The sequence below is a fragment of the Croceitalea dokdonensis DOKDO 023 genome, from assembly GCF_001306415.1.
Lineage (GTDB): Bacteria > Bacteroidota > Bacteroidia > Flavobacteriales > Flavobacteriaceae > Croceitalea > Croceitalea dokdonensis.
This window is the reverse complement of sequence record NZ_LDJX01000003.1, coordinates 433,284-454,530: the sequence shown is the minus strand read 5'-3', so window position 1 is coordinate 454,530 and position 21,247 is coordinate 433,284. Positions and strand designations below refer to the sequence as shown.

The 21,247-nt window shown below is 42.7% G+C and carries 18 protein-coding genes; 9 read left to right on the top strand and 9 right to left on the bottom strand.

Translation table 11 applies throughout. The annotated features are described in order from the left end of the window. On the top strand, positions 1-1,409 hold a 1,409-nt coding region (locus I595_RS09095), incomplete at its 5' end, for an SdrD B-like domain-containing protein (protein ID WP_157449708.1). A gap of 187 nt (positions 1,410-1,596) precedes the next feature. Here I595_RS09095 and lipB read toward each other — a convergent pair. Both lipB and I595_RS17130 read right to left on the bottom strand, forming a co-directional pair. Further along, positions 1,597-2,307, bottom strand: a complete 711-nt coding sequence (gene lipB, locus I595_RS09090; protein ID WP_054559094.1) for a lipoyl(octanoyl) transferase LipB — start codon at positions 2,305-2,307, stop codon at positions 1,597-1,599. An 18-nt stretch (positions 2,308-2,325) separates the two neighbouring features. Continuing rightward, positions 2,326-2,481: a YqaE/Pmp3 family membrane protein gene (locus I595_RS17130; protein WP_083467550.1), complete on the bottom strand. Its 156-nt coding sequence runs from the start codon at positions 2,479-2,481 to the stop codon at positions 2,326-2,328. A gap of 81 nt (positions 2,482-2,562) precedes the next feature. On the opposite strand from I595_RS17130, the gene I595_RS17795 reads away from it, so the two are divergent. From I595_RS17795 to I595_RS09070, 4 genes are all read left to right on the top strand, one after another. After that, positions 2,563-3,606, top strand: coding sequence for a helix-turn-helix domain-containing protein (locus I595_RS17795; RefSeq protein WP_054559093.1), 1,044 nt, complete (start codon positions 2,563-2,565; stop codon positions 3,604-3,606). A 168-nt stretch (positions 3,607-3,774) separates the two neighbouring features. Then, on the top strand, positions 3,775-4,323 hold the full coding sequence (locus I595_RS09080) for a thioredoxin family protein (RefSeq protein ID WP_054559092.1): 549 nt from the start codon (positions 3,775-3,777) through the stop codon (positions 4,321-4,323). A 62-nt stretch (positions 4,324-4,385) separates the two neighbouring features. Then, complete coding sequence (gene lysS, locus I595_RS09075; RefSeq protein ID WP_054559091.1) at positions 4,386-6,080, top strand: lysine--tRNA ligase; 1,695 nt, start codon at positions 4,386-4,388, stop codon at positions 6,078-6,080. A gap of 47 nt (positions 6,081-6,127) precedes the next feature. Next, entirely contained in the window at positions 6,128-7,558 is a 1,431-nt protein-coding gene (locus I595_RS09070) for an SLC13 family permease (protein WP_054559090.1), read from the top strand. Between the two features lie 83 nt (positions 7,559-7,641). On the opposite strand, the gene I595_RS09065 is transcribed toward I595_RS09070, so the two are convergent. The 3 genes from I595_RS09065 to I595_RS09055 all read right to left on the bottom strand — a co-directional run bounded on the left by I595_RS09065 (position 7,642) and on the right by I595_RS09055 (position 9,978). After that, positions 7,642-8,379: a leucine-rich repeat domain-containing protein gene (locus I595_RS09065; protein ID WP_054559089.1), complete on the bottom strand. Its 738-nt coding sequence runs from the start codon at positions 8,377-8,379 to the stop codon at positions 7,642-7,644. A 224-nt stretch (positions 8,380-8,603) separates the two neighbouring features. Beyond that, positions 8,604-8,906 (bottom strand): hypothetical protein, encoded by a 303-nt coding sequence (locus tag I595_RS09060; protein ID WP_054559088.1) that lies wholly within the window; start codon positions 8,904-8,906, stop codon positions 8,604-8,606. Positions 8,907-9,234: 328 nt separating this feature from the next. Beyond that, the gene (locus I595_RS09055; RefSeq protein WP_157449707.1) at positions 9,235-9,978 is read right to left on the bottom strand and encodes a hypothetical protein; all 744 of its coding nucleotides are present in this window, start codon (positions 9,976-9,978) and stop codon (positions 9,235-9,237) included. A gap of 269 nt (positions 9,979-10,247) precedes the next feature. On the opposite strand from I595_RS09055, the gene I595_RS09045 reads away from it, so the two are divergent. From I595_RS09045 to I595_RS09035, 3 genes are all read left to right on the top strand, one after another. Next, a complete protein-coding gene (locus I595_RS09045) occupies positions 10,248-12,746 on the top strand; it encodes a zinc-dependent metalloprotease (protein ID WP_054559085.1) in 2,499 nt (832 codons plus the stop codon). A gap of 232 nt (positions 12,747-12,978) precedes the next feature. Further along, positions 12,979-13,164 carry a hypothetical protein gene (locus I595_RS09040; protein ID WP_054559084.1) on the top strand — a complete coding sequence of 62 codons (186 nt, stop codon included), beginning with the start codon at positions 12,979-12,981 and terminating at the stop codon, positions 13,162-13,164. A gap of 104 nt (positions 13,165-13,268) precedes the next feature. Then, positions 13,269-13,706 carry a hypothetical protein gene (locus I595_RS09035; RefSeq protein WP_157449706.1) on the top strand — a complete coding sequence of 146 codons (438 nt, stop codon included), beginning with the start codon at positions 13,269-13,271 and terminating at the stop codon, positions 13,704-13,706. A 176-nt stretch (positions 13,707-13,882) separates the two neighbouring features. On the opposite strand, the gene I595_RS09030 is transcribed toward I595_RS09035, so the two are convergent. Genes I595_RS09030 through I595_RS09015 form a run of 4 tightly spaced genes read right to left on the bottom strand, consistent with a single transcriptional unit; the run spans position 13,883 to position 19,030 of the window. After that, positions 13,883-16,084, bottom strand: a complete 2,202-nt coding sequence (locus tag I595_RS09030; protein ID WP_083467549.1) for a PepSY domain-containing protein — start codon at positions 16,082-16,084, stop codon at positions 13,883-13,885. 3 nt (positions 16,085-16,087) lie between these two features. Further along, positions 16,088-16,594 carry a DUF2271 domain-containing protein gene (locus I595_RS09025; RefSeq protein ID WP_245628254.1) on the bottom strand — a complete coding sequence of 169 codons (507 nt, stop codon included), beginning with the start codon at positions 16,592-16,594 and terminating at the stop codon, positions 16,088-16,090. Between the two features lie 6 nt (positions 16,595-16,600). Continuing rightward, a complete protein-coding gene (locus I595_RS09020; RefSeq protein WP_054559081.1) occupies positions 16,601-18,094 on the bottom strand; it encodes an ankyrin repeat domain-containing protein in 1,494 nt (497 codons plus the stop codon). A gap of 3 nt (positions 18,095-18,097) precedes the next feature. Then, positions 18,098-19,030, bottom strand: coding sequence for a DUF6607 family protein (locus tag I595_RS09015; RefSeq protein ID WP_054559080.1), 933 nt, complete (start codon positions 19,028-19,030; stop codon positions 18,098-18,100). A 102-nt stretch (positions 19,031-19,132) separates the two neighbouring features. On the opposite strand from I595_RS09015, the gene I595_RS09010 reads away from it, so the two are divergent. Then, positions 19,133-21,238 carry a TonB-dependent receptor plug domain-containing protein gene (locus I595_RS09010; RefSeq protein WP_054559079.1) on the top strand — a complete coding sequence of 702 codons (2,106 nt, stop codon included), beginning with the start codon at positions 19,133-19,135 and terminating at the stop codon, positions 21,236-21,238. Positions 21,239-21,247: the final 9 nt, after the last annotated feature.

Sequence of the window (21,247 nt, the reverse complement as noted above, 5' to 3'; positions counted from 1 at the left end):
GGGACTTTAACAACCAGACCTATACCGCGGCGGACAGCCCTGTGGTGCTGCAAGTGGAGGATGCCAATGGTTGTGCCTACATGGCAACGTTGACCATCAACGAACATCCAACACCTGAACTTAATGTATCTTCCGATGTGACCATCTGTGAAGGGGAGGAAATTGAGTTGACAGCTACTGGCGATGGAATCGTTTCTTGGTCCAATGGTGAAACGACCAATAGTATTTGGGTATCGCCTATAACAACAACACCATATACCGTTGTACTTACGGACGAAAATGGTTGCCAAGCAGAGGAAACCATATTGGTCACCGTTGATCAAAAGATTACCCTTGGAGATTTTGTCTTTAGCGATGAAAACGAAAACGGAATCCAAGATACGGGAGAATCTGGTGTAGACGGTGTAACCGTTCAAATATTCCAATGCTCTGACAAAGGAGCCACGGATGGAGTATTGGTGGACATCACGGTAACAAGCACCAACCCGGTCACTGGTGAACCTGGATACTATAATTTTGAAATTTGCCCCAATAGCGGTTCTTATTACATTCAATTTTCCGATGTACCAGAAGGATTTGAATTTACTACTGCCAATACTGGTGCCAATGATAGTATGGACTCCGATGCCAACACTGCCGGTGTTACGGATTGTTTTGAGGTGGAAGCCACATCAAACCACACACTAGATGCCGGTATCAAAGTATCCTGTCCTATGGTCCTACAATACAAGGTTAGGCCAAGAGATCCAGACGGAACCTACATCACAGGCAATAGCAGTACAGCGTGTTTGGGCTATGATTTGATTCTCAGGGTAGTGAGACCAGGGGAGGAAACCAACCCAGATGTTGACAACGATTATACTGGTTGGACGTTTACCTTTGTTAATGCTAATGGGGGAACCTCTGTGCGCAGTGATGCGCAGGCACCATACCAAAATAGTGTCTCTAGATATGGATTGAATGCCGATGATTTTGGAATCTATACCATTTCATGGGTGAACCCTGACGGTTGCGAAGGCAGTGCGGAGTTTTTGTTGGAACTAGAACCTAATTGCACAAGCACGCCAAAGGTTGGCGGAATACCAATGTCCATTACAAAGGTTTTCCCAGTTCCCGCAGTCTCAGGCGATAAGGTAACCCTTGTCCTCAATACGGATACAGGAAGTATTAATACCAATACTGACTTGAATGCGGTGAGTTTACAAGCGGTTTTCCCATCTGAGCTAGAAACTGTTACCGTATCCTTGTTTGATACCAGCAGTAGAATGGTGAATGACGTTAAAACCTATGAAGTGTCTAGAGGACGTGATGTGATAGATTATCCGCTGGATTATTTGTCTGCCGGAACCTACATCCTAAAAGTCGATGGTGATGACTGGTCTGACAGCAAGCAGATTATCATTAAGTAGACCATAGAATACTTGCACTTACCTTTATACCACTTTTAAGGTAACGTAAGTATGATATATTAACAAAAAGCTGAACAGTCTCATGATTGTTCAGCTTTTTTATTTTTTTGCTTTTCCCTATACTCTTTTCTGTTCTAGCCCAGGTTATTGGAGCGGCCTAAAATGGGTGGCTTTCGTAGGACAAATTCTAGATTTTTTCCTTCACCATTTCGGCCTCAAAAAGGATTTCAAAATGGCGGAGCAACTTCTGCTTCACCTCATCCATATCTATTTGGGCAAGGCCCAACTCCGCATTTAAGCTGGTAACCGCCTTATCCTTGATACCACAGGGTATCATCATGTCAAAATACCCTAAATCCGCGTTTACGTTTAGGGCAAACCCGTGCATGGTCACCCATCTACTGGCACGCACTCCCATTGCACAAATTTTACGCGCAAAAGGCGTCCCCACATCTAACCAAACCCCGGTTTCCCCTGTGGAGCGCATCGCTTTTAACCCATACTCCGCTAGGGTTAGGATAACCATTTCCTCCAAGAATCTGAGGTATTTGTGAATGTCTGTAAAGAAATTGTCCAGATCCAAAATGGGGTAACCTACTACTTGGCCGGGACCATGATATGTGATGTCTCCACCCCGGTTTATCTTATAAAAAGTAGCTCCTTTGGCAGCTAATTGGGCTTGGTCCACCAAAAGGTTTTTTATATCCCCGCTTTTACCCAAAGTGTATACATGCGGATGTTCTACGAACAGAAAATGATTGGCGGTTTCCAACTGTGTGGCTTCCCTTCTGTTCTTAATTTTGGCGTCAACTATTTCTTTAAAAAGAAGCTCCTGGTAATCCCAGGTCTCCTTGTAATCCCTTAGCCCTAAATCTTGAAATACCACCTTTTTGTTCATAGGGCAAAGATACCAAGACTAATTTGGATTGTTTAGAATAACCAGCGCGGCAATTACGCCGGGCACCCAACCACAAAATGTTAGGAGGAGCACAATTAAAAAAGAACCACACCCCTTACCTATTACGGAAAGCGGTGGAAAGATAATGGCCAATAAAACGCGTAAAAAACTCATGTAATCTGGATGATTGATTGATGTACCCTATTGGTCTAAAGGGAACACTATTTGTTACAGAAAATACAGTATTTTTAGACCATGCTAGGTCGGTTTGCCTTACTACTGTTGCTAATCTGTGGAAATCTATGCGCACAGTATCAATTCAAAGGCTCCCTTTCACCGTCCAAATCTGGGAAACCGGTCTACCTCTCCCTGTTGGAAGACTACAGAAAGACCTCAAGGGCATACACCCATCAAATCATTCAAAAAACTGTGGTTGACAGCCTTGGACAGTTTGTTTTTGAGGGCGGTTCGCTGTCTAAAGCCAACCGCATTTATGCCGTGCATATGGACCATTGTGCCGAGAGTGCGAATGGGGGCAATCATTTTTTAACCCATTGCCCAAGGACGCAACGTCTCATGTTCATTGCCAATGCAAAAGACACCCTAGAGATTCCGTTGCTGCAAAATAACCAAGCTTTTTGTTCTATAGTTTCCAAAAACCCCGCTTCCCCGTTATTGTTGGAATTTGAATCACTTAAAGAAGAAATGATATTGGATTTTATGGATGTTACCTCTGGGGCCAATCAAGCATTTTTAATGCGGCAATGGTTTAAAAAACTTCAGGATTTTGCCAATGAAAGTTCTGAACCCTTATTGGCACTACAAGTATTTGCCTTTTTATCCGACCCCGCCAATGAAACCAGTGATTTTTATAGAAAAAACCTAGAGGCAACCACTTTTTATACAGACTTGGAACAAGGGTTGCAACAGCAATACCCTAATGCTAGTTTTACCCAAAAATACGCAAATGAACTCCACAGGGACCGCACGGACAACAGCGCTGGCAATAGTGGTACTGCCTTCATTTCCGCACCCGTTTTTGGAGCGATTACCGTTTTTCTATTTGTGGTCATCGTCCTGTTTTTTTATGTGTCCAAACAAAACAAAAAAAACCAACACCCCTTTAATACGGATAGCCTGTCACCCCAAGAGATTAAGGTCTATAAAGCCATTAGACGAGGCCAGACCAATAAGGAGATTGCAGCAGAACTTTTTATCAGCCTAAGCACGGTAAAGACACACATCAACAATATCTACAAAAAGCTAGGAGTTTCTTCCCGAAAGGATATTACCATGTAGTTGCCATTTGCGTTCTAGCATTAAGCACTAGGTTATAAACGGGTAAAAAATGAAAGGCACCTTTAACATCCAAACAATTTCCACCCCGGGTCTAGTCCGTTTTTCAACCTGCTAAAAACCCCTTTCACTGGGCATTTAAATGATTTTTGGAATCAAAATCCGTAAATCATGAAACATTCCTTTTTATTGCTGAGCACTCTTATTACCATGCACACTGCCCAATCACAAAACAGTCAAAAAGAGGTGATTCCCCAGCAGGGAACTGCATTTTTATTGGGCAAGATTAGCGTAAAAGACTTAACAAGGGGTTCTTATAACACCTGGTACCAGAGTTCTTATGAATCTTATGAAGTGGACACCGCCACTTTGCCATACATCAAAAAGAACATAAAGCATTATGAGCTCAAGTTATTTTTGGGTACTTGGTGCGGAGATAGCAAAAGGGAGGTTCCAAGAATCCTAAAAATTTTGGAGCAAGCCGATTATCCCATGGACCTACTAGAAATAATAGCACTTGACAAAAGACCCGGAAACTATAAAAAAGGACCCAACGGAGAGGAGAAAGGGTGGAAGGTGACTAAAGTTCCTACCTTAGTATTTCTCAAAGACGGGCAGGAAGTGAACCGCATTGTGGAACGTCCCCTTAAAAGTTTAGAGAAGGATATGGTGGCCATACTTAAAAATAGGGGCTATCTCCCCCGATATTCTAAAAACTGAACGTAAAGGTATGCTTATGTTTAGATCGCAAAACCTTAATTTTGCGCTTTAATTTCTTAGGCATGCAGCAATTATCGGAACAGGAAATCGTACGTAGGGAAAAATTGAATAAGCTTCGTGAAATGGGCATAGACCCGTATCCGGCAGCGTTGTACCCAGTGGATGCCAGCTCCAAGAGCATTAAACGTGATTTTCAAGAGGGCAAGAAGGTGGTAATTTCCGGTAGGTTAATGTCTAGGCGTATTCAGGGTAAGGCATCCTTTGCAGAACTACAAGATAGCGAAGGTAGGATTCAGGTATATTTTAATCGTGATGAAATATGCACGGGTGAGGACAAATCGCTTTACAATGAGGTGTATAAAAAACTATTGGACATTGGGGACATTATTGGTGTGGAAGGCGAATTATTTACCACACAAGTTGGGGAAAAAACAGTAATGGTAAAAAACTTTTCACTGTTAAGCAAAGCATTACGGCCCCTACCACTTCCCAAAAAGGATGCAGAAGGAAACGTTTATGACCAATTTAACGACCCAGAGCTGCGTTACCGCCAACGCTATGTAGACTTGGTGGTGAACCCAAAAGTGAAAGAAACCTTTATCAAAAGGACCATGATTACCAATAGCATACGGGACTTCTATAATGAACGCGGGTATTTGGAAGTGGAAACGCCTATTTTACAGCCCATTCCCGGTGGTGCCGCGGCTAGGCCATTTTTAACGCACCACAATGCCCTAAATATCCCCTTGTACCTAAGAATTGCCAATGAGCTTTACCTTAAACGGCTTATAGTTGGCGGCTTTGATGGTGTCTATGAGTTTTCCAAAGATTTTAGGAATGAAGGAATGGACAGGACGCACAATCCGGAGTTTACCGTTATGGAACTCTATGTGGCTTACAAGGATTATCACTGGATGATGGATACCACTGAGCAATTACTGGAAAAAGTTGCCATAGATGCCAACGGTACTAGCAAATTGCAAGTTGGGGACAACGAAATTGAATTTAAAGCACCCTATGCCAGGGTTCCTATCTTAGATGCCATAGAAGAACACACGGGATATGATGTTTCCAAGATGGACGAAAATGAGCTACGGGAAACAGCAAAAAAATTAGGTATTGAAGTTGATGACACCATGGGTGTTGGTAAGCTGATTGATGAGATTTTTGGGGAAAAATGTGAGCACCATTATATACAGCCCACCTTTATCATGGACTACCCAAAGGAAATGAGCCCGCTGACCAAGGCCCACCGGAGCAAACCAGGGCTTACAGAACGTTTTGAACTCATGGTCAATGGAAAGGAACTGGCCAACTGTTATTCTGAGCTAAACGACCCTATTGATCAGCGGGAACGTTTTGAGGAACAATTAAGACTGTCTGAAAATGGCGATGACGAGGCCATGTTCATAGATCAGGATTTTTTACGCGCCTTGGAATACGGTATGCCCCCTACCTCTGGTATAGGTATTGGCATTGACAGATTGGTCATGTTAATGACCAATAATTCAAGTATCCAAGAGGTATTGTTCTTTCCACAGATGAGACCAGAAAAGAAGCAGATTGAACTTACGGAGGAAGAAAAAACCATTATGGAACTGCTTAAAAACGTAGAAGAAATACCTCTGGCAGAACTAAAGCAACAAGCTGGCCTTAGTGGTAAAAAATGGGATAAAAGCACCAAAAATCTAACTAAATTAGGTGTGTTTATGGTTGAAAAAAGGGATGACGGCCTGTTTGCAAAAAAGAAAGATTAGATAGCGGATTTTCTTTTTGTTTTAAATTATCCTAGCTTCGGAAATTCATGGAAGGAAGCAAAAAATTGGGACTGGTTTTAGGTCCATTGGTATTCCTAGTGCTCAATATACTGCCTATTAGGTTAATTTCCGAACAGGGTGATGCGGTGCTTGCCGTAGCCGCTTGGATGCTCATCTGGTGGATCACGGAGGCCGTATCCATTTCTGTCACTGCACTTTTGCCACTCTTACTTTTTCCCCTGTTGAACATCCTGCCCATTGCCGAGGTTGGAGCCAACTACGGAAGTCCTATAGTATTTTTATTTTTTGGTGGGTTTGTCATGGCCCTTGCCCTGGAGAAAGTAAACTTGCACAAACGCATTGCGCTCAATATCATTCGCCTTACGGGAACCACCCCTAACAAGGTAGTGCTGGGATTTATGATCGCCACGGCATCCTTGAGCATGTGGATCAGTAATACGGCCAGTACCGTTGTGATGTTGCCCATTGCACTTTCTGTCATAAATTTACTGGTTAATGACGCAGACGGTTTTACCAAAAACGATCAAAATTTTTCACTGAGCGTTATGCTGGGCATTGCCTTTTCTGCCAATGCCGGCGGTATTGCAACGGTAATTGGTACCCCACCCAACTCCGTATTGATCGGGTTACTTGAAAACGAATATGATATTCAAATTTCCTTTCTAAAATGGATGTCCTTGGGGCTTCCATTTTCCATGGCCATGATCAGCATTACCTATTTTGTGCTTACGCGATGGATGTTCCCAGTTAGGGACTTAACTTTTAATGCTTCCAAAGAGGTCATACAAGTGGAACTCAATGAGCTAGGGCCCACCTCCGGCAAAGAGAAAATGGTTTTGGCCATTTTTGGCATTACCGTATTTCTTTGGGTGTTTAGGACCTTGATCAACTCCATTTTTCCAAATCTAGGGCTATCGGACACCATGATCAGTATTTTTGCGGCCATTAGTTTGTTTGCGGTTCCCTACAACATCAAACGTGGGGATTTTATTCTCAAGTGGCAAGATACCTCTAAACTGGCCTGGGGAATTTTAATACTATTTGGAGGTGGATTAGCACTGGCAAAAGGGATGTCCGTAAGCGGAATTGTGGACCTTGTAGCCAACCTTATTGCCCATAGCGACATCAGTATTCTGCTCACCGCGTCACTGCTTATCCTTTTGATGCTCTTTATGACGGAATTAATGAGCAATGTAGCTCTAGTGGCTGTTTTGGCCCCAGTAATCGCAGGTATTGCCATTGGCCTTGATATTCCTATCTTATATCTATTGATACCGGTGACCATGGCCAGTAGTTGTGCGTTTATGTTGCCCATGGCCACACCGCCAAACGCGATTGTATTTGCCAGTGGATTTGTGAAAGTGCCTCAAATGGCGAGGGTCGGGATAATTCTAAACCTAATAGCGGTTGGATTATTGATTCTGGTTTTTAAATATGTTGTGCCGTTTCTGTTTTAAACGATAAAAGCCCTAAAAAGGACTTTTATTTAATTACCAAGAATGCGTTGCATAATCCAAAGCCTTTCTGCATAGAAAGCCAATTACATATCGTCAAAATCCTCAAATTTTAGCTTGGACAACCCTTCAGGAACTTTGGAAAAATCCAAAGGCACCAATTTCCCGTTGTCTATCTCAAAATCCGTCAATATAAGTTGTTGGCTTGCCAGCCCTTTTAAGGCAGAAAGGTTGGTAAGCTTTGTATTGGATAAATAAAGACGTTTTAGTTTTGTGAGTTTTTCCATTCCTTCTGGCAAGGCCCCTTGTAAATCGTTATTGGCCAATGCCAGCGTTGTCAGTTTTTTTAATGTGTTGATATTGTTTGGTACACTACCTTGCAGCTGGTTATTGCTCAATTTTAACTCTTGCAGGTTTTGCAATTTGTTAATTGTGTTTGGTATGTTTCCTGCTAGTTTGTTATCCTCTAGATTCACTTCCTTGAGGTCTTGGAATTTCCTGAACAATGCCGGAATCTTACCTTCTATTTGGTTTCCTGACAAATCCAACACCTGTAAATGCCTTAAGTTTCCTATGGTGATTGGGAGTTTGCCCTGTAGGTTGTTATCGGATAAATCCAACGCAACCACTTTACCATCCTTAACGGTTACCCCATGCCATGTGCTAATTGGTTTGGACTGGTCCCACTGCTGCGTCCACAAATGCCCTTTGGTTTTTGCCTTAAGTTCCAACAAAGCGATGACCTCACGCTGGCTCACTTCATTTTGAGCGATAAGACTCGTAGCCATTGAGACAAATAATAAAAGAAAGCTTACTTTTTTCATATCCTCTGTTTTTCCTGGAGTCAACAACCTACGTTAAAATTAGGCTTTTTCTTACTTTTTTAAACGTGTTTGTTGTAAACCAGAACCATTCTGTTGTCCAAAATAAATAAAACTGTTGTCAGGTCTCTATCATCCGCATTAATTTTCGATGAAATACCATAAAAAAACCCGATGTTTCCATCGGGTTTTCCTAAACTAACTAACTCAAAGATAACATCTAACGCTTACTTATTGTAGGCGTCAAAATTTTCCGGAAGATACGTTGTGGTATCAAAATCCAACTCCACTTCATCTTCTTCCATAAACTGTATGGTTTGTATGGAGACTTCATTAGCATAAGGATCAAACCCGCTGGGCAAATGTCCTGTGGTATCAAAGTCCAATTCCAATACATCGTCTTGTTCTTCAAAAACCACATCTTGGATATTAAACTGATTGTCCTTTACTTCCTTTTCTGCCTTAGCGCTAAAGAGCGGCAAGAACATGGCAGCGATAAATAAAACGGCAATATATTTTCTAATTTTCATTCTTTCTTGATTTGAGGTTACAAAGATAGAACTGCAAAAACCCTTATATAGTATGTGTTTGGAGTTTGTTAACAACCTCAAAACAACACCAGACTATCAACTCCATAATACTAAGCAAGCAACTTTATCAAAATGATAATTCCCAAAACCACTCCGTAATGGTTTACCATAAAAAGGGCCTAATTTTTGCCAACAACACTTCATCGAATATGTTGTTATTTTTCTGTTAAACCCTCCAAAAGACCCCAGTTTAATGTAAAAGACCCTTGCTACAGACAAGGGTCTTTTCACTGACTAACTCAAAAAATGATAAAATGAAAACACTTCACTAGTTCAACCCTTTGTAGGGGTCAAAATCTTTGGAAAGGTATAGACGGGTATCAAAACCTAAATATTCATCCTTCCCTGGCAGTTCCATGAAATGAATGGTAGGTATGGATACTTTCTTTTCCTCATACGGATTAAAATCTACTGGTAGATAATTTTTAACCTCTATGCCCAGTTCCCCTGATTCCTGTCCGTCTATAAAATGTAACGTACTTATATCAAAATATACGGAATGCGGATCAAAACCCTCCGGTAGATAATGCTGCAAACCAGCGCTATTAAACGCATCTTCTTCCTCCAACTCCATAAATTGAATCGTAGAAATGGATACGGTATTGGCATAAGCATTAAAACCATCGGGCAAATATGCCTTTGAATCAAAACCTAGAAGGGGCAATTCTTCGGCTGCTTCAAATTCTACCGTACGCATATCAAAACCCTTGATAAACGGATTAAATCCGTCTGGAAGGTATCTACTTGTGTCAAAACCTAGGTCTACGGGAGCGTCCAATTCCTCAAACTGAATATCACCACTGCTTAGGGGCAGGCTAGAGACAGGTTGCAAGTAATCACTTGCTCCCCACTCTTGCCCATGGTTCATTTCCAATTGAGGCAAGGCTTGCATTCCGTCTTTTACCATCTTGTTGGCCGTTGGGGAATCTAGCACCTCTTGGTTCCATTGTTCCACTAAACTTGGGGTCCCGCCTAAACAGAAGCACCCATAAATAACTAATAACTTGTTCATTTTTTAATTGATTTGATGATTGATGATTGATGCTGATAAGACTATTCATCATTTAAAATGTTACAGGAACCAATGGCTATTTAACAGATTTTTAAAACCAAAAAAACCTAAAAAAAAAGAGTGGCAACAATTGCAGGTAGTAGGAAAATTCAGGAAATGCCCAAAAAGCCCAAAATCTAAAAAAAGGAAACTGTTAATAGGATTTTAACAGTTAATTCAATCATTTTTTAGGTTCTTTGGGAGATTACACAAAACCAAATTACAGCTCAATGAAAATGAATTTATGGACCAAAGCACTATGTTTTTTCTTCCTAATAGGAGGTATCCAGCAAAGTGAGGCACAACTATTTAAGAAAAAGAAGAAACAACAGACGGAAAAACCCGCTTCCAAACCAAAGAAGGGAGAACCCCAACCATATGCAAAGGTAATCACCAAAGATGCCAAAACAGATGATGGATTATTTAAGGTGCATCAAGTAGACAACCAGCATTTCTATGAAATACCAGACTCCCTTTTTAACCGGGAAATGTTGATGGTAAGTAGAATTTCTAAAACCGCTACCGGAATTGGTTTTGGGGGTGGAAAAATCAACACCCAAGTTTTACGCTGGGAGAAGAAGCCTAAAAAGGTGCTATTGCGCGTTATTTCTTACGGTAATGTAGCGGCAGATTCCTTGCCCATCCATGAGGCGGTGGTCAATAGCAATTTTGAACCTGTACTATATGCTTTTCCCATTAAAGCCTTGAATACAAAAGACTCGCTACATCCCGCTACAGTGATTGAGGTGGACCCATTGTTCACAAAAGACGTCAACGCCCTGGGAATGCCAAGCTTCTACCGAACCAGGTATAAGGTGAGCCGTTTGGACAGTGATCGCAGCTATATTGAGAGTATTAAAAGTTATCCGCTTAATATTGAGGCACGGCATGTAAAAACATACGTTGCCAAAAGCGCCCCAAGCAACCAAAGTTTAGGTTCCATATCCATAGAAATCAACAACTCCATGATTCTATTGCCCAAAGAACCTATGAAAAGACGTTATTTTGATGAGCGCGTAGGTTGGTTTGCCCGGGGCCAAGTAGATTACGGTTTGGATGCCCAGAAAAGCAAAACCTTGACGTATTTGGACAGATGGAGATTAGAGGTAAAAGATGAGGACATTGCAAAATTTAAGGCCGGTGAACTGGTAGAACCAAAAAAGCCCATTGTATATTACGTGGACCGAGCCACACCAAAAAAGTGGCTGCCCTACATAAAACAAGGAATAGAAGATTGGCAAGTAGCCTTTGAGGCCGCTGGTTTTAAAAATGCCATTATTGCCAAAGAACCACCTACCCCAGAAGAAGACCCAGAATGGTCACCAGAAGACGTGAGGTATTCCGTGGTGCGTTATCTGGCTTCCCCAATTCCCAACGCCAATGGACCACATGTGAGCGATCCTAGAAGTGGTGAAATTTTGGAGTCCGATATCAATTGGTACCATAATGTTATGAGTTTGCTTAGAAATTGGTTCTTTGTGCAGACCGCCGCTATCAACCCGGATGCCCGCGCTACAGAGTTTGATGACGAGGTCATGGGAAGGTTAATTCGTTTTGTATCGTCCCATGAAGTAGGACATACCTTGGGACTGCCACACAACATGGGCAGCAGTGTTGCCTATCCTGTGGATTCCCTGCGCTCTGCAAGCTTTACCAAAAAATATGGAACTGCGCCATCCATTATGGACTATGCCCGTTTTAACTATGTGGCACAACCAGGGGATGAGGGCGTAGCCTTGATGCCAGATATAGGTGTGTACGACAAGTATGCGATTAAATGGGGCTATAGGCCTATTTTGGATGCCACGGCGGAAGATGAAAAGCCTATCCTAAACTCATGGATTTTAGAGCATGCTGGGGACCCTATGTACCGGTTTGGGCACCAACAAGTAGGTGATATCCATGATCCCAGCTCCCAAACAGAAGATTTGGGCGATGATGCCATAAAAGCAAGTGAGTACGGTATTGCCAATTTAAAGCGTATTGTGCCCAATCTAATGGAATGGACCACTAAAGAAGGTGAGAACTACGATGATTTAGAAACCATGTATGGCCAAGTGGTAAGCCAGTTTAGGAGATACATGGGCCACGTAGCCAATAATTTGGGCGGTGTATACGAGCACCATAAAACAGCGGACCAAGAAGGCGCTGTTTACACCCATGTTAGTAAGGAACATCAAAAAAACTGTTTGGACTTTTTACAGGAACAGCTATTTGAAACGCCCGAATGGATGTTGGACGAAGCTATCTTTGAACGCATTCAGTACTCCGGTTCCGTAGAGCGTGTCAGAGCTATGCAAGAACGGACGCTGAACACTATACTTAGCCTAGGGAAAATGGCACGTATGATAGAAAATGAGACCATAAACGGTAACGATGCCTATAAGTTGGTTGACATGATGCGGGATTTGAGACGCGGTATCTGGTCAGAAACCAGAAGCGGTAAGGCCATTGATACTTATCGAAGAAACCTACAAAAAGCACACATTGATAGGCTTGGGTATTTAATGACGGCGGAAAACCAGCGCAAACTACCAGATTTTGGGGGTTACAGGAAATCTACCGCCGTGAACACCAGCCAATCCGATATTCGTTCCGTGGCAAGGGCAGAACTTAGAAACCTGAAGACTACCATAAAGAATGGTATCGCCAGAACGTCTGACACAATGAGCAAGTACCATTTACAGGATGCCATGGAGCGTATTGATATGATTCTGGACCCAAAGTAGGTCCTTTCAGAGATTCGCAAACCATGGGGACGCACCGGAAGTACTGGTTTAACCAAGCCCCATTAAACGGATAAAACATACCATTCATCGCTATGACAAAAAGGGACAAACTTTGGTTTGTCCCTTTTATTTTACAGAAATGGGATTTCACAACCAAATTCCTAGGTTTCGCAACAAATTCCAAATCCCCCTTTTCTTCTTTCCTATCTTTGTAGTCCCAAATTTATCGATTATGAAATCCTACAAAATCAAGAGTTTAGTCTACTTTGCTTGTTTTTTAGCGGCAGCTGTTTTTTATTACAATTTTGAAAAAGAAGTTAACCTGCAACAAGAAATTCTTACAGCTAACGTAGCCGAAACAGAGTTTGAAGATGCAGAGAAACATACAGGCCAAAGTGAGGTAAAAGAGGTAAAATAACCCGTTCCTTATCTGTGGCACTGTTAAGTGTATCACAAAAAAGTAGCCTTGGTTAAACCTTTACCGCAATAAGCTGTCCTAAAGGCAAATCAAAACAATATCACATGATAAAAAAAGTAATTTTATTAGGAATGGCCGTATTTATGACGGGCAGCATTGCCATGGCACAGCACGGCGGGCCAAGAGGCAATAAAAGGGGAATGGCCAAGGACCTAACCCCTGCGCAATTGGCTACATTACAGACCAAAAAAATGACCCTAGCCTTAGATTTGACCGCAGAACAACAAAGTGAGGTTCTAAGAATCAATACTGAGGATATAGAGGCAAGACAGGCAGAACATGAGGAGCTTAAACAAATGCGGTTGGAAAATGACCAGAGTACAAATCGCGCAGAGGCACAATTTGCCAGACAAAAGGCACGCCTTGACAGCAAAATAGCGCGCCAAGAGAAATTAAAAGAGGTTTTAAATGCCCAGCAATACGCGCAATGGAAAAAGATGAACAGGCATCTAGAGCGCAACCGTAGGCAACCTCCCCAATAATAGGGATTTACCTTTCAGCTATTATTTAAAAGGCTTTTACAAAACAAGCATACGTGGTGTTTTTGGCTGCAACGGAACCTGCGCTAGTTTTTAAAACTACGGCAACTTCCAGCGCAATACCATGACAGAAAGACCCGAAATGCGCTTTGTAAAAGCCTTTTTTATTGTTTTCGTTTTTAGTAACAATCCATTTTTAACTGTCCTCTTTGCTCAAACTCACTTAGCGGCTGCTGCAGTTGCCTTTGGCTAATGTCTTCCAAAACGTCCAACACCTCGTTCTGCATGGTCAAGCTTCCGCAGATTAAGAATACCGCACCACTTTCCAACTTTTTTGCCAATGGTTCCGCGTCTTGGAGCAATACGTGTTGTACATAGGTTTTGGTAGTAGCAACACGGGAGAAACCGGTACGTAAGTGTACCAATTTCCCAGATGCCTGCGATGCACTTAAATAGGGTGCGTATAATGCTAATGATTCCTCATTCCTACCTCCCCAATAGAGGCTGGCAGGGATGTTTTTTTGGTTTTCATCAAACATTCCCAAGAAGGGGGCAATTCCGGTACCGTTCCCAATACAAACCAATTCGGATACTTTTTTGGGCACATGGAAATGTGGGTTTTTTTTGATATTACCTTGCACCATATCCCCGGGCTTTAAGCTACTTAGAAAAGGGGAGCATTTTCCTTTCTGGTGTTTTTTGATGCTTAACAAAATGTCTCCTTGGTACTTTGCAAGGGAGTACCAGCGCATCATACCGTCCTCTTTAGGGGTAAAACCACAAAGGTCACCCGAACAAAATTTTGGTGTTTTTGATGGTCTAAGCCTAAGTATAAAGGTATCGTCCAGATTTATATCGGTAATGGATACCACCCTTAGATTTACGGATGTTAGGCTTACTTTTTTTTGTTTGAACACTGGCAGGACAAGTGCCGTATTTGTGGCCACCGCCCACTTTCTAGACCAATCCTGAAACGCTTCCGTAGATTGGTTGTTCACCTTATATAGCGGTAAAACAGGCTCAAATTTAGGATGTGCCTGAAGCATGTTATCCAGCTCTGCGGCAAATTTACAGTAATTGGGATAGCGCAATGAGCCAAAACCAACTATACTGTAATGAATGTTATGATGCGGCGGGTTTGTCTTTAAAAGTTGGGCAAAGTGCCTTGCATTAGTGGGTGCCTCACCATCCCCATATGTGGCTGTTAGGACAATCAACTGTTCTGCCTTGGCATAGCTGGTATAATCATTCAACTGTGAAACAAAGACTGTCTTTCCCGCATGGGTAAGTGCTTGCTCCAAACATTCCGCAAAAGCATAGGTGGTTCCGGTTTCCGAACCCACCAATATAATATGGCTACAGTCATCCTTATGGTTTTGAATCCTAGCTACCTTGCCGTTCCTTACACGTCTGCGCCACATCACCAAACCAGAGTAGATAAAGAACAGCAGGGCCATACTGGCCAAGAGCAAGACCAAGGACCAAACAATAGACCCTTTTCCAGTATGTAGTGCCAAACTAAATTCGTTGGCCAAAAAAGTAAAAGGGTAAGGCTGTTCACTTACTATTCGCCCTGTATATTGGTGAACCAATAGTTCTTTATCTGCCAAAGCAATTTCAAAATGGTCTTCGGGAAAATCAGAAAACGGAAAACTTACGGAACGGACCTCGTTCAGGAATACCTGCTTAAAAATATCCAATTCATAGGGTTTTGTACCCATATCACCATCTTCAGTTGACACCGTAATATCATGTGTTAGGCGCGCATTGGGCAAAAGCGAAAACCGTTCCGCGGATAGATAAGCCCCAGAGGCCGCAATGATGATAATGGGGATTAAAAACCATCTTCCCAGAACTACGTGGTATCGCAGTTCCAAATAATCCTTTTGTACCTTGGAAAAGAGCTTATGCCAACCTCCTTGGCGTTTAACGATTAAAAACAGTCCGGTTATGGCAATAAAACATAGTAAAAATGACACTACGCCAACAAAAAACCGACCTACGCTTTTTAGAAAAAGGGAACGGTGCAGATTGGTCGCAAACTTAAAAATGGGATGTTGCACTTCCGGAACACCCAATTGCTTACCAGTTACAGGATGAACGTAGATTTGATTGCTATCTCCAGAGAAGGTGACCACATTGGCCAATAAAAAACCATTGGCATCCACTTCTAGGGTAAGCACCTCATCATATTCTACTTCCAACGCTTTTAGGGTAGTGGCTAGGGAAACCTCGGCTAGGTTTTTGGGCTGATACGGTTTTACGGCAGATTGCATGGGCTCAAAAGCCAATACGATGCCCGTTAGTGATGCCAAAACCAAAAAAAGCCCTGAAATCAGGGCCAATGCTAAGTGACTATATCTCCAAATAGAGATGGTCATGCATTATTGGGCTTGTGGAATCATTCTTATGTAACGTATAAAACCAGCCCCTTCCATTTTTTGCTTTAAATTTTCTGTAGTCAATGGAAACTGTATATCCTGGGCATAGTATTCTTGGTCTTCCACGGCAGACTCAAATCGCAGTTGGTACCCCGCATCAATTTTATCCGCAGGTATTTTTAAAACGGTCATTTTCCGTTGGCCTCCGGCAACAGTTTCACCCACAATACCATCAAGTTCTGGACGTCTTACCCCATAAAGGTTCTTCCACCATTGCTCAATATCGCGGTACCATTCTGCATCGTCCCCTTGAACGTATAGGGTTTCTTGGTACGTTCCATCGCCATCCAAAATGGAGACTACCACATAGGCTCCCTCACCCTCGTAATTGGTGAGCTGGATCATACATTTGTAATTCACGGTCTCCGGGGCTTGGGAAAAGGCAAGTAGCGCTAGGGAAAATATAGTAAGGGTTCCTTTTAACAACCTGTTCATATAAGATTTATTCATTGTACTTTATTCCGATTTTAAAAAATCCAGTTCCGTGGCCTTACCTTGCAGCAGTTCGTTCTCTTTTGCCAGGTCATAGACCGTTTCTTGAAATTCAGTTTTTACAGCCACATCCGCTCCTTGGGAGATGAGGTATTCTAACACCTCTGTATTGCCCGTTGACATTGCAGCCAGATGCAAGACTGTGTTGCCCTCATCGTTTTTTTGGTTAATGTCCATGTTAAAGGTCGCCAGCCGCTTGAGCAAGGATAGATTGTTATCTTTCGCCGCTACGTGCAATAAGGAATTGCCATTATGCTGTGGCATTTGCAACTGTACTCCTGCCTTTGTTAGGCTAGCTAGCTTTTCCTCGAAAGGTTCGGGTTTTTTTGGATCATAACTTTGTACCAAATAATACGCCAAGGTGTTTCCTTTGGTGTCTACTACGGTATGGTCCGCGTCTTTGGACAACAAAAAGTCCACCACCGCTGGTTCATTTCTAGCAACCGCCATGGTCAAGGCAGACTGGCCTTTTTTATCCTGAAGGTTGATATTTTTGGTATGGGAAGCCAATAATGACACAATGGCCAGGTCATTGCTGCGTGCGGCCATCATCAATGGGGTTGTTCCTTCTTTGTTCGCCAAATCGGCTTTTAAACCACTATTAATCAAGTCTTTGTACAGCGCCACATCTTTGTTTTTGCCAGATAGGTAGTGTAAAAGAGTGCTACCATCGGTGCTCACAATATCAGGCTCTAGACCTAATCCCATCAAATAGTCAAATACCGCTTTATGATTTTGCTTGCTTCTTGTACCGCGTGCCGCCATAAAAAGGGCATTTTCACCTTTGGCATTGTATGTATTGGTTGCAACGCCTTTAGCTACCAAATCCTTTAAAAAGCTGATATTACCCCCCTTGGCCGCATATTGAAAAATGCCGTTTCCTGCAGCATCAACGCTCTGCATGGAAAGTCCTTTTTTGTTGAAATAGGTAAGGATGTTAAAGTCCGTAGCCGAGGAAGAAACCAGCAACAACGCATTTGCCCCACTCCGGGTGGTGGAGTTGATATCCGCACCATGCCCCAACAAAAAGTCGTACAGGGCAGTATCCCTTTGCCCTGCATTGGCAGCAAAGTTGATGATGTTGTTGCCATGGGCATCTTCAATGTCGCATTTTGCTCCACGCTGTACCAGCCATTCCATCATATCCAAGTTGCCCCGGTAAGCGGCCCAAAACATGTAGGTTCTGCCATCGTGGGTCATTTTATCGACCCCATTGCCCTTTTTACTTAAAATGTGTTGGATAGTTGTATTGTCCACATTTTCCAATAAAGCGTAGCAAGCTCCATCAAACAAATTACCGTTGAGCTCAGTAATGTCATTCCCCTCTGCAATCGCAGCCTCCACTTGGGCAATTGTTGGATTGGCTTGCCAAAAGGCGCGTTGCAAAAAAATATTCTCCTGGGAACACAAGACCCATGTCCCCATGAAAAACACTAAAAAAATAAAATTGCGCAACATGGACTATTTGGTTTTAACCCCCGTGTTTTCTGTTTTGGCCACAAAAGATTCTATGACATTGGATATAGCTTTCTTACCCACTACGGCATCATCAAACAAATGCTTGTACAATACTTTGTTATCCACCTTTTCCTTTAATGTTAAGTCCATGTCCCTTGAAAAAACATCGTCCCAAGTGGCACGGACATCAGCCCATTTGTCTTGATTGGCAACCCACCAATCTGCAGCGGCCTTACAACGTGCATCTGGCACTTTTACATAGGTATTGTAGCCTTTTTCCTTGGCCAGCAGCAAATCATCCGCCCCAGCCTTGCGGACTATCTTATCATTGTCTTGATCGTGCACCCAGCCTTCTGGCGTGATTTCGTGGCGGTTGCCACGCATGGTAAGGTTATAATCTGCACGGGTAGTGTATTCACGTCTGGGCAAAGGGGCAGGTGCAGTATTCTCCCAATAACTTTTACCGTCTACATGCACCCAGCTAGCGGTACCCTCATACCTGGGACTATCATCTACCTGATAGACTTTTTGGGTCCATTGACCGGCCACTTCATCAGCATCTTTTTTGTGGAACGTCCAATTGTTGTCCCCGTTATACAGGTACAGATCTGTATTTTCAAATAACCAATCTTGCCTCCAATGCTTTACAATGGCAGGTTTGGCGGGGTTCCCTACTTGCAAGATGTGCTGTATGACCACCTCATCTTCCGCGTCCGTGACCAATTGGGCCCATTCCAAGGCCGTATCCACCTTATTCTTTGAAGGTTTGTAAAGGGAATCCTGACTATAACTAAAGGTCTCAGCAAAGTTAAAGGTGACCTCAAAACAACCGCACATTTCTTTAATTGCCTCACGGTCTTGGTCTTTCTTACTTTGGGCGTGTAAAGCACCCGTGAACGCTATGGCTAAAGCTGTAACTAAAATTTTTTCTTTCATTGTTGTTGGTATTAGTGAATGACCGTTTTTAACAGTATTATTTTTAAAGCTTATTTAGATTGAATTAAAATAAACATATATTTGCGACAAATTTAAACAAGAATGAATCTAAATAAAAATAATATTTGTTATTATTTTTTACTTTTTTTCTTAGGTATGGCCCCTTTGATAGGGCAGACCAAAAAGCCAAAAGATTCCATCTTAACGGAAAATCTGGATGAAGTGGTAGTGACTGCAACCCGGACCGTAAGACAGCTGTCCTCCCTTCCCCTGCCTGTTACCTTAATTCCTAAAAAGCAATTGCAACGCAGCGGGGTTACCCGTTTGGATGATATATTAAATGAACAGACGGGCATTGTCATGACCCCTGATGCCACCATTGGTGGAGGTGAGGGTGTGCAGATACAAGGCATTGCATCGGACTATGTTCTGGTTTTGATTGATGGGGTTCCCGTTGTAGGTAGGAGTGCCGGTAATTTAGACCTTAGTCGCTTTGCCATAGGCAATATCAAGCAAATAGAAATCGTCAAAGGTCCCTCTTCCAGTCTCTTTGGCTCCGAGGCGCTAGGAGGGGTCATCAACATCATCACGGAAAAACCAAAAACAGAGGATATCAGCGGCCAGGTAGGGCATCGTTCAGAAACTTTTAATAACCAAAACACTACGGTAAGCATAAGCCAGCGAAAAGGAAAAATTGGATACAGCCTATTTGCAGACCGCCTGAGTACCGACGGTTTTGATCTGGCCCCTACCCAAGAAGGACAAACCGTAAACCCCTTTTTTAACTATACCTTTAATGGAAGGGTGTTTTTGGACGTATCGGAACAATGGCGCTTTTTTGGCTCTGCTAGGTTCTTTACCCAAGAATTTGATGTGCCCAGTGGCACCAGTGAAGAACAGGACAGCAACGCCCATCTGCGCATTGACCACAAGTTGTCCGATACATCCAAGTTGGAATACGAGCTCTACTATACCAATTACCAGACCAATGAGCAGACCTTAGACCCTATTAATAACGAGATTTTATTGGACAATGATTTTGACCAGACCTTAATAAGGCCAGAGCTCAGATTCAACCACAACTTTTCCGGTACGGGCACGCTAACCTTGGGGGCAGGCTACAACTTTGAGAATTTAGACCGATCTCTTTTTGCGGAACGGGTCAGCTTTGATTCGCAATATGTTTTTGCCCAGTACGATTTTAAACCTACAGAAAAACTTAACCTGATTCTAGGGGCAAGGTTTGATAACCACAGCGTATATAATTCCCAGTTGAGCCCCAAATTATCTGCACGGTACGATATAACCAGTAATTTTGCCATTCGTGGTTCTGTGGGAAATGGATTTAAAGCGCCTGATTTTAGGCAATTGTTCCTTGACTTTACCAACGCCGCTGGGGGCGGGTACGCCGTTTTTGGCAAAGAAGTGGAATCAGCGGCCATGCAACGGTTATTGGACAATGGCGAGATAGCCAACCTAGTGGTGGCCCAGGACCAATTGGGAGACCCTTTGGACGCTGAGAGTTCCATAGGATACAATTTAGGGGTTACCTACAAAAAAGGGAAGTTTTCCTCTGATGTCAATTTTTTTAGAAATGATTTTCAAAACCTAATAGATACCAGAATTCTTGCCTCCCGCACCAATGGCCAAAATGTGTTTGGCTACATTAATAGGGAAAGTGTCTACACCCAGGGCATGGAGGTTGACTTTAAGTATAGGGTACTGGAAAACCTACGCATATCCGCGGGCTATCAATTACTATATGCTTTTGACAAACAAAAAGAAGAAGCCATTGCAAACGGAGAGGTCTTTGCCAGAAATAATGAGACCTTACAAACGGTACGCTTAACCAGTGATGATTATTTTGGGCTGGAAAACCGCTCTAGGCACACCCTTAATTTTAAAACCTTTTATGAAATACCCGCTTGGGACGCCAATGCCAACCTACGGGTGGTCTATAGAAGTAGGTTTGGCCTTACGGACAGAAATGGAAACGATATTATAGACACCTTGGACAACGCCTTTGTAGACGGTTTTGCCTTGGTCAACCTTTCTTTTGGCAAGACCTTTTTTAAACATTATGAAGTTCAATTGGGCGCCAATAATCTCTTGAACTTTACGGGGAACAATCCCTTGGCCGGGATGGATCAAGAACTGCTCATTAACCCCGGGCGCTTATTTTTTGCTAGAATCAATTTTCAATTTTAATTATAACTA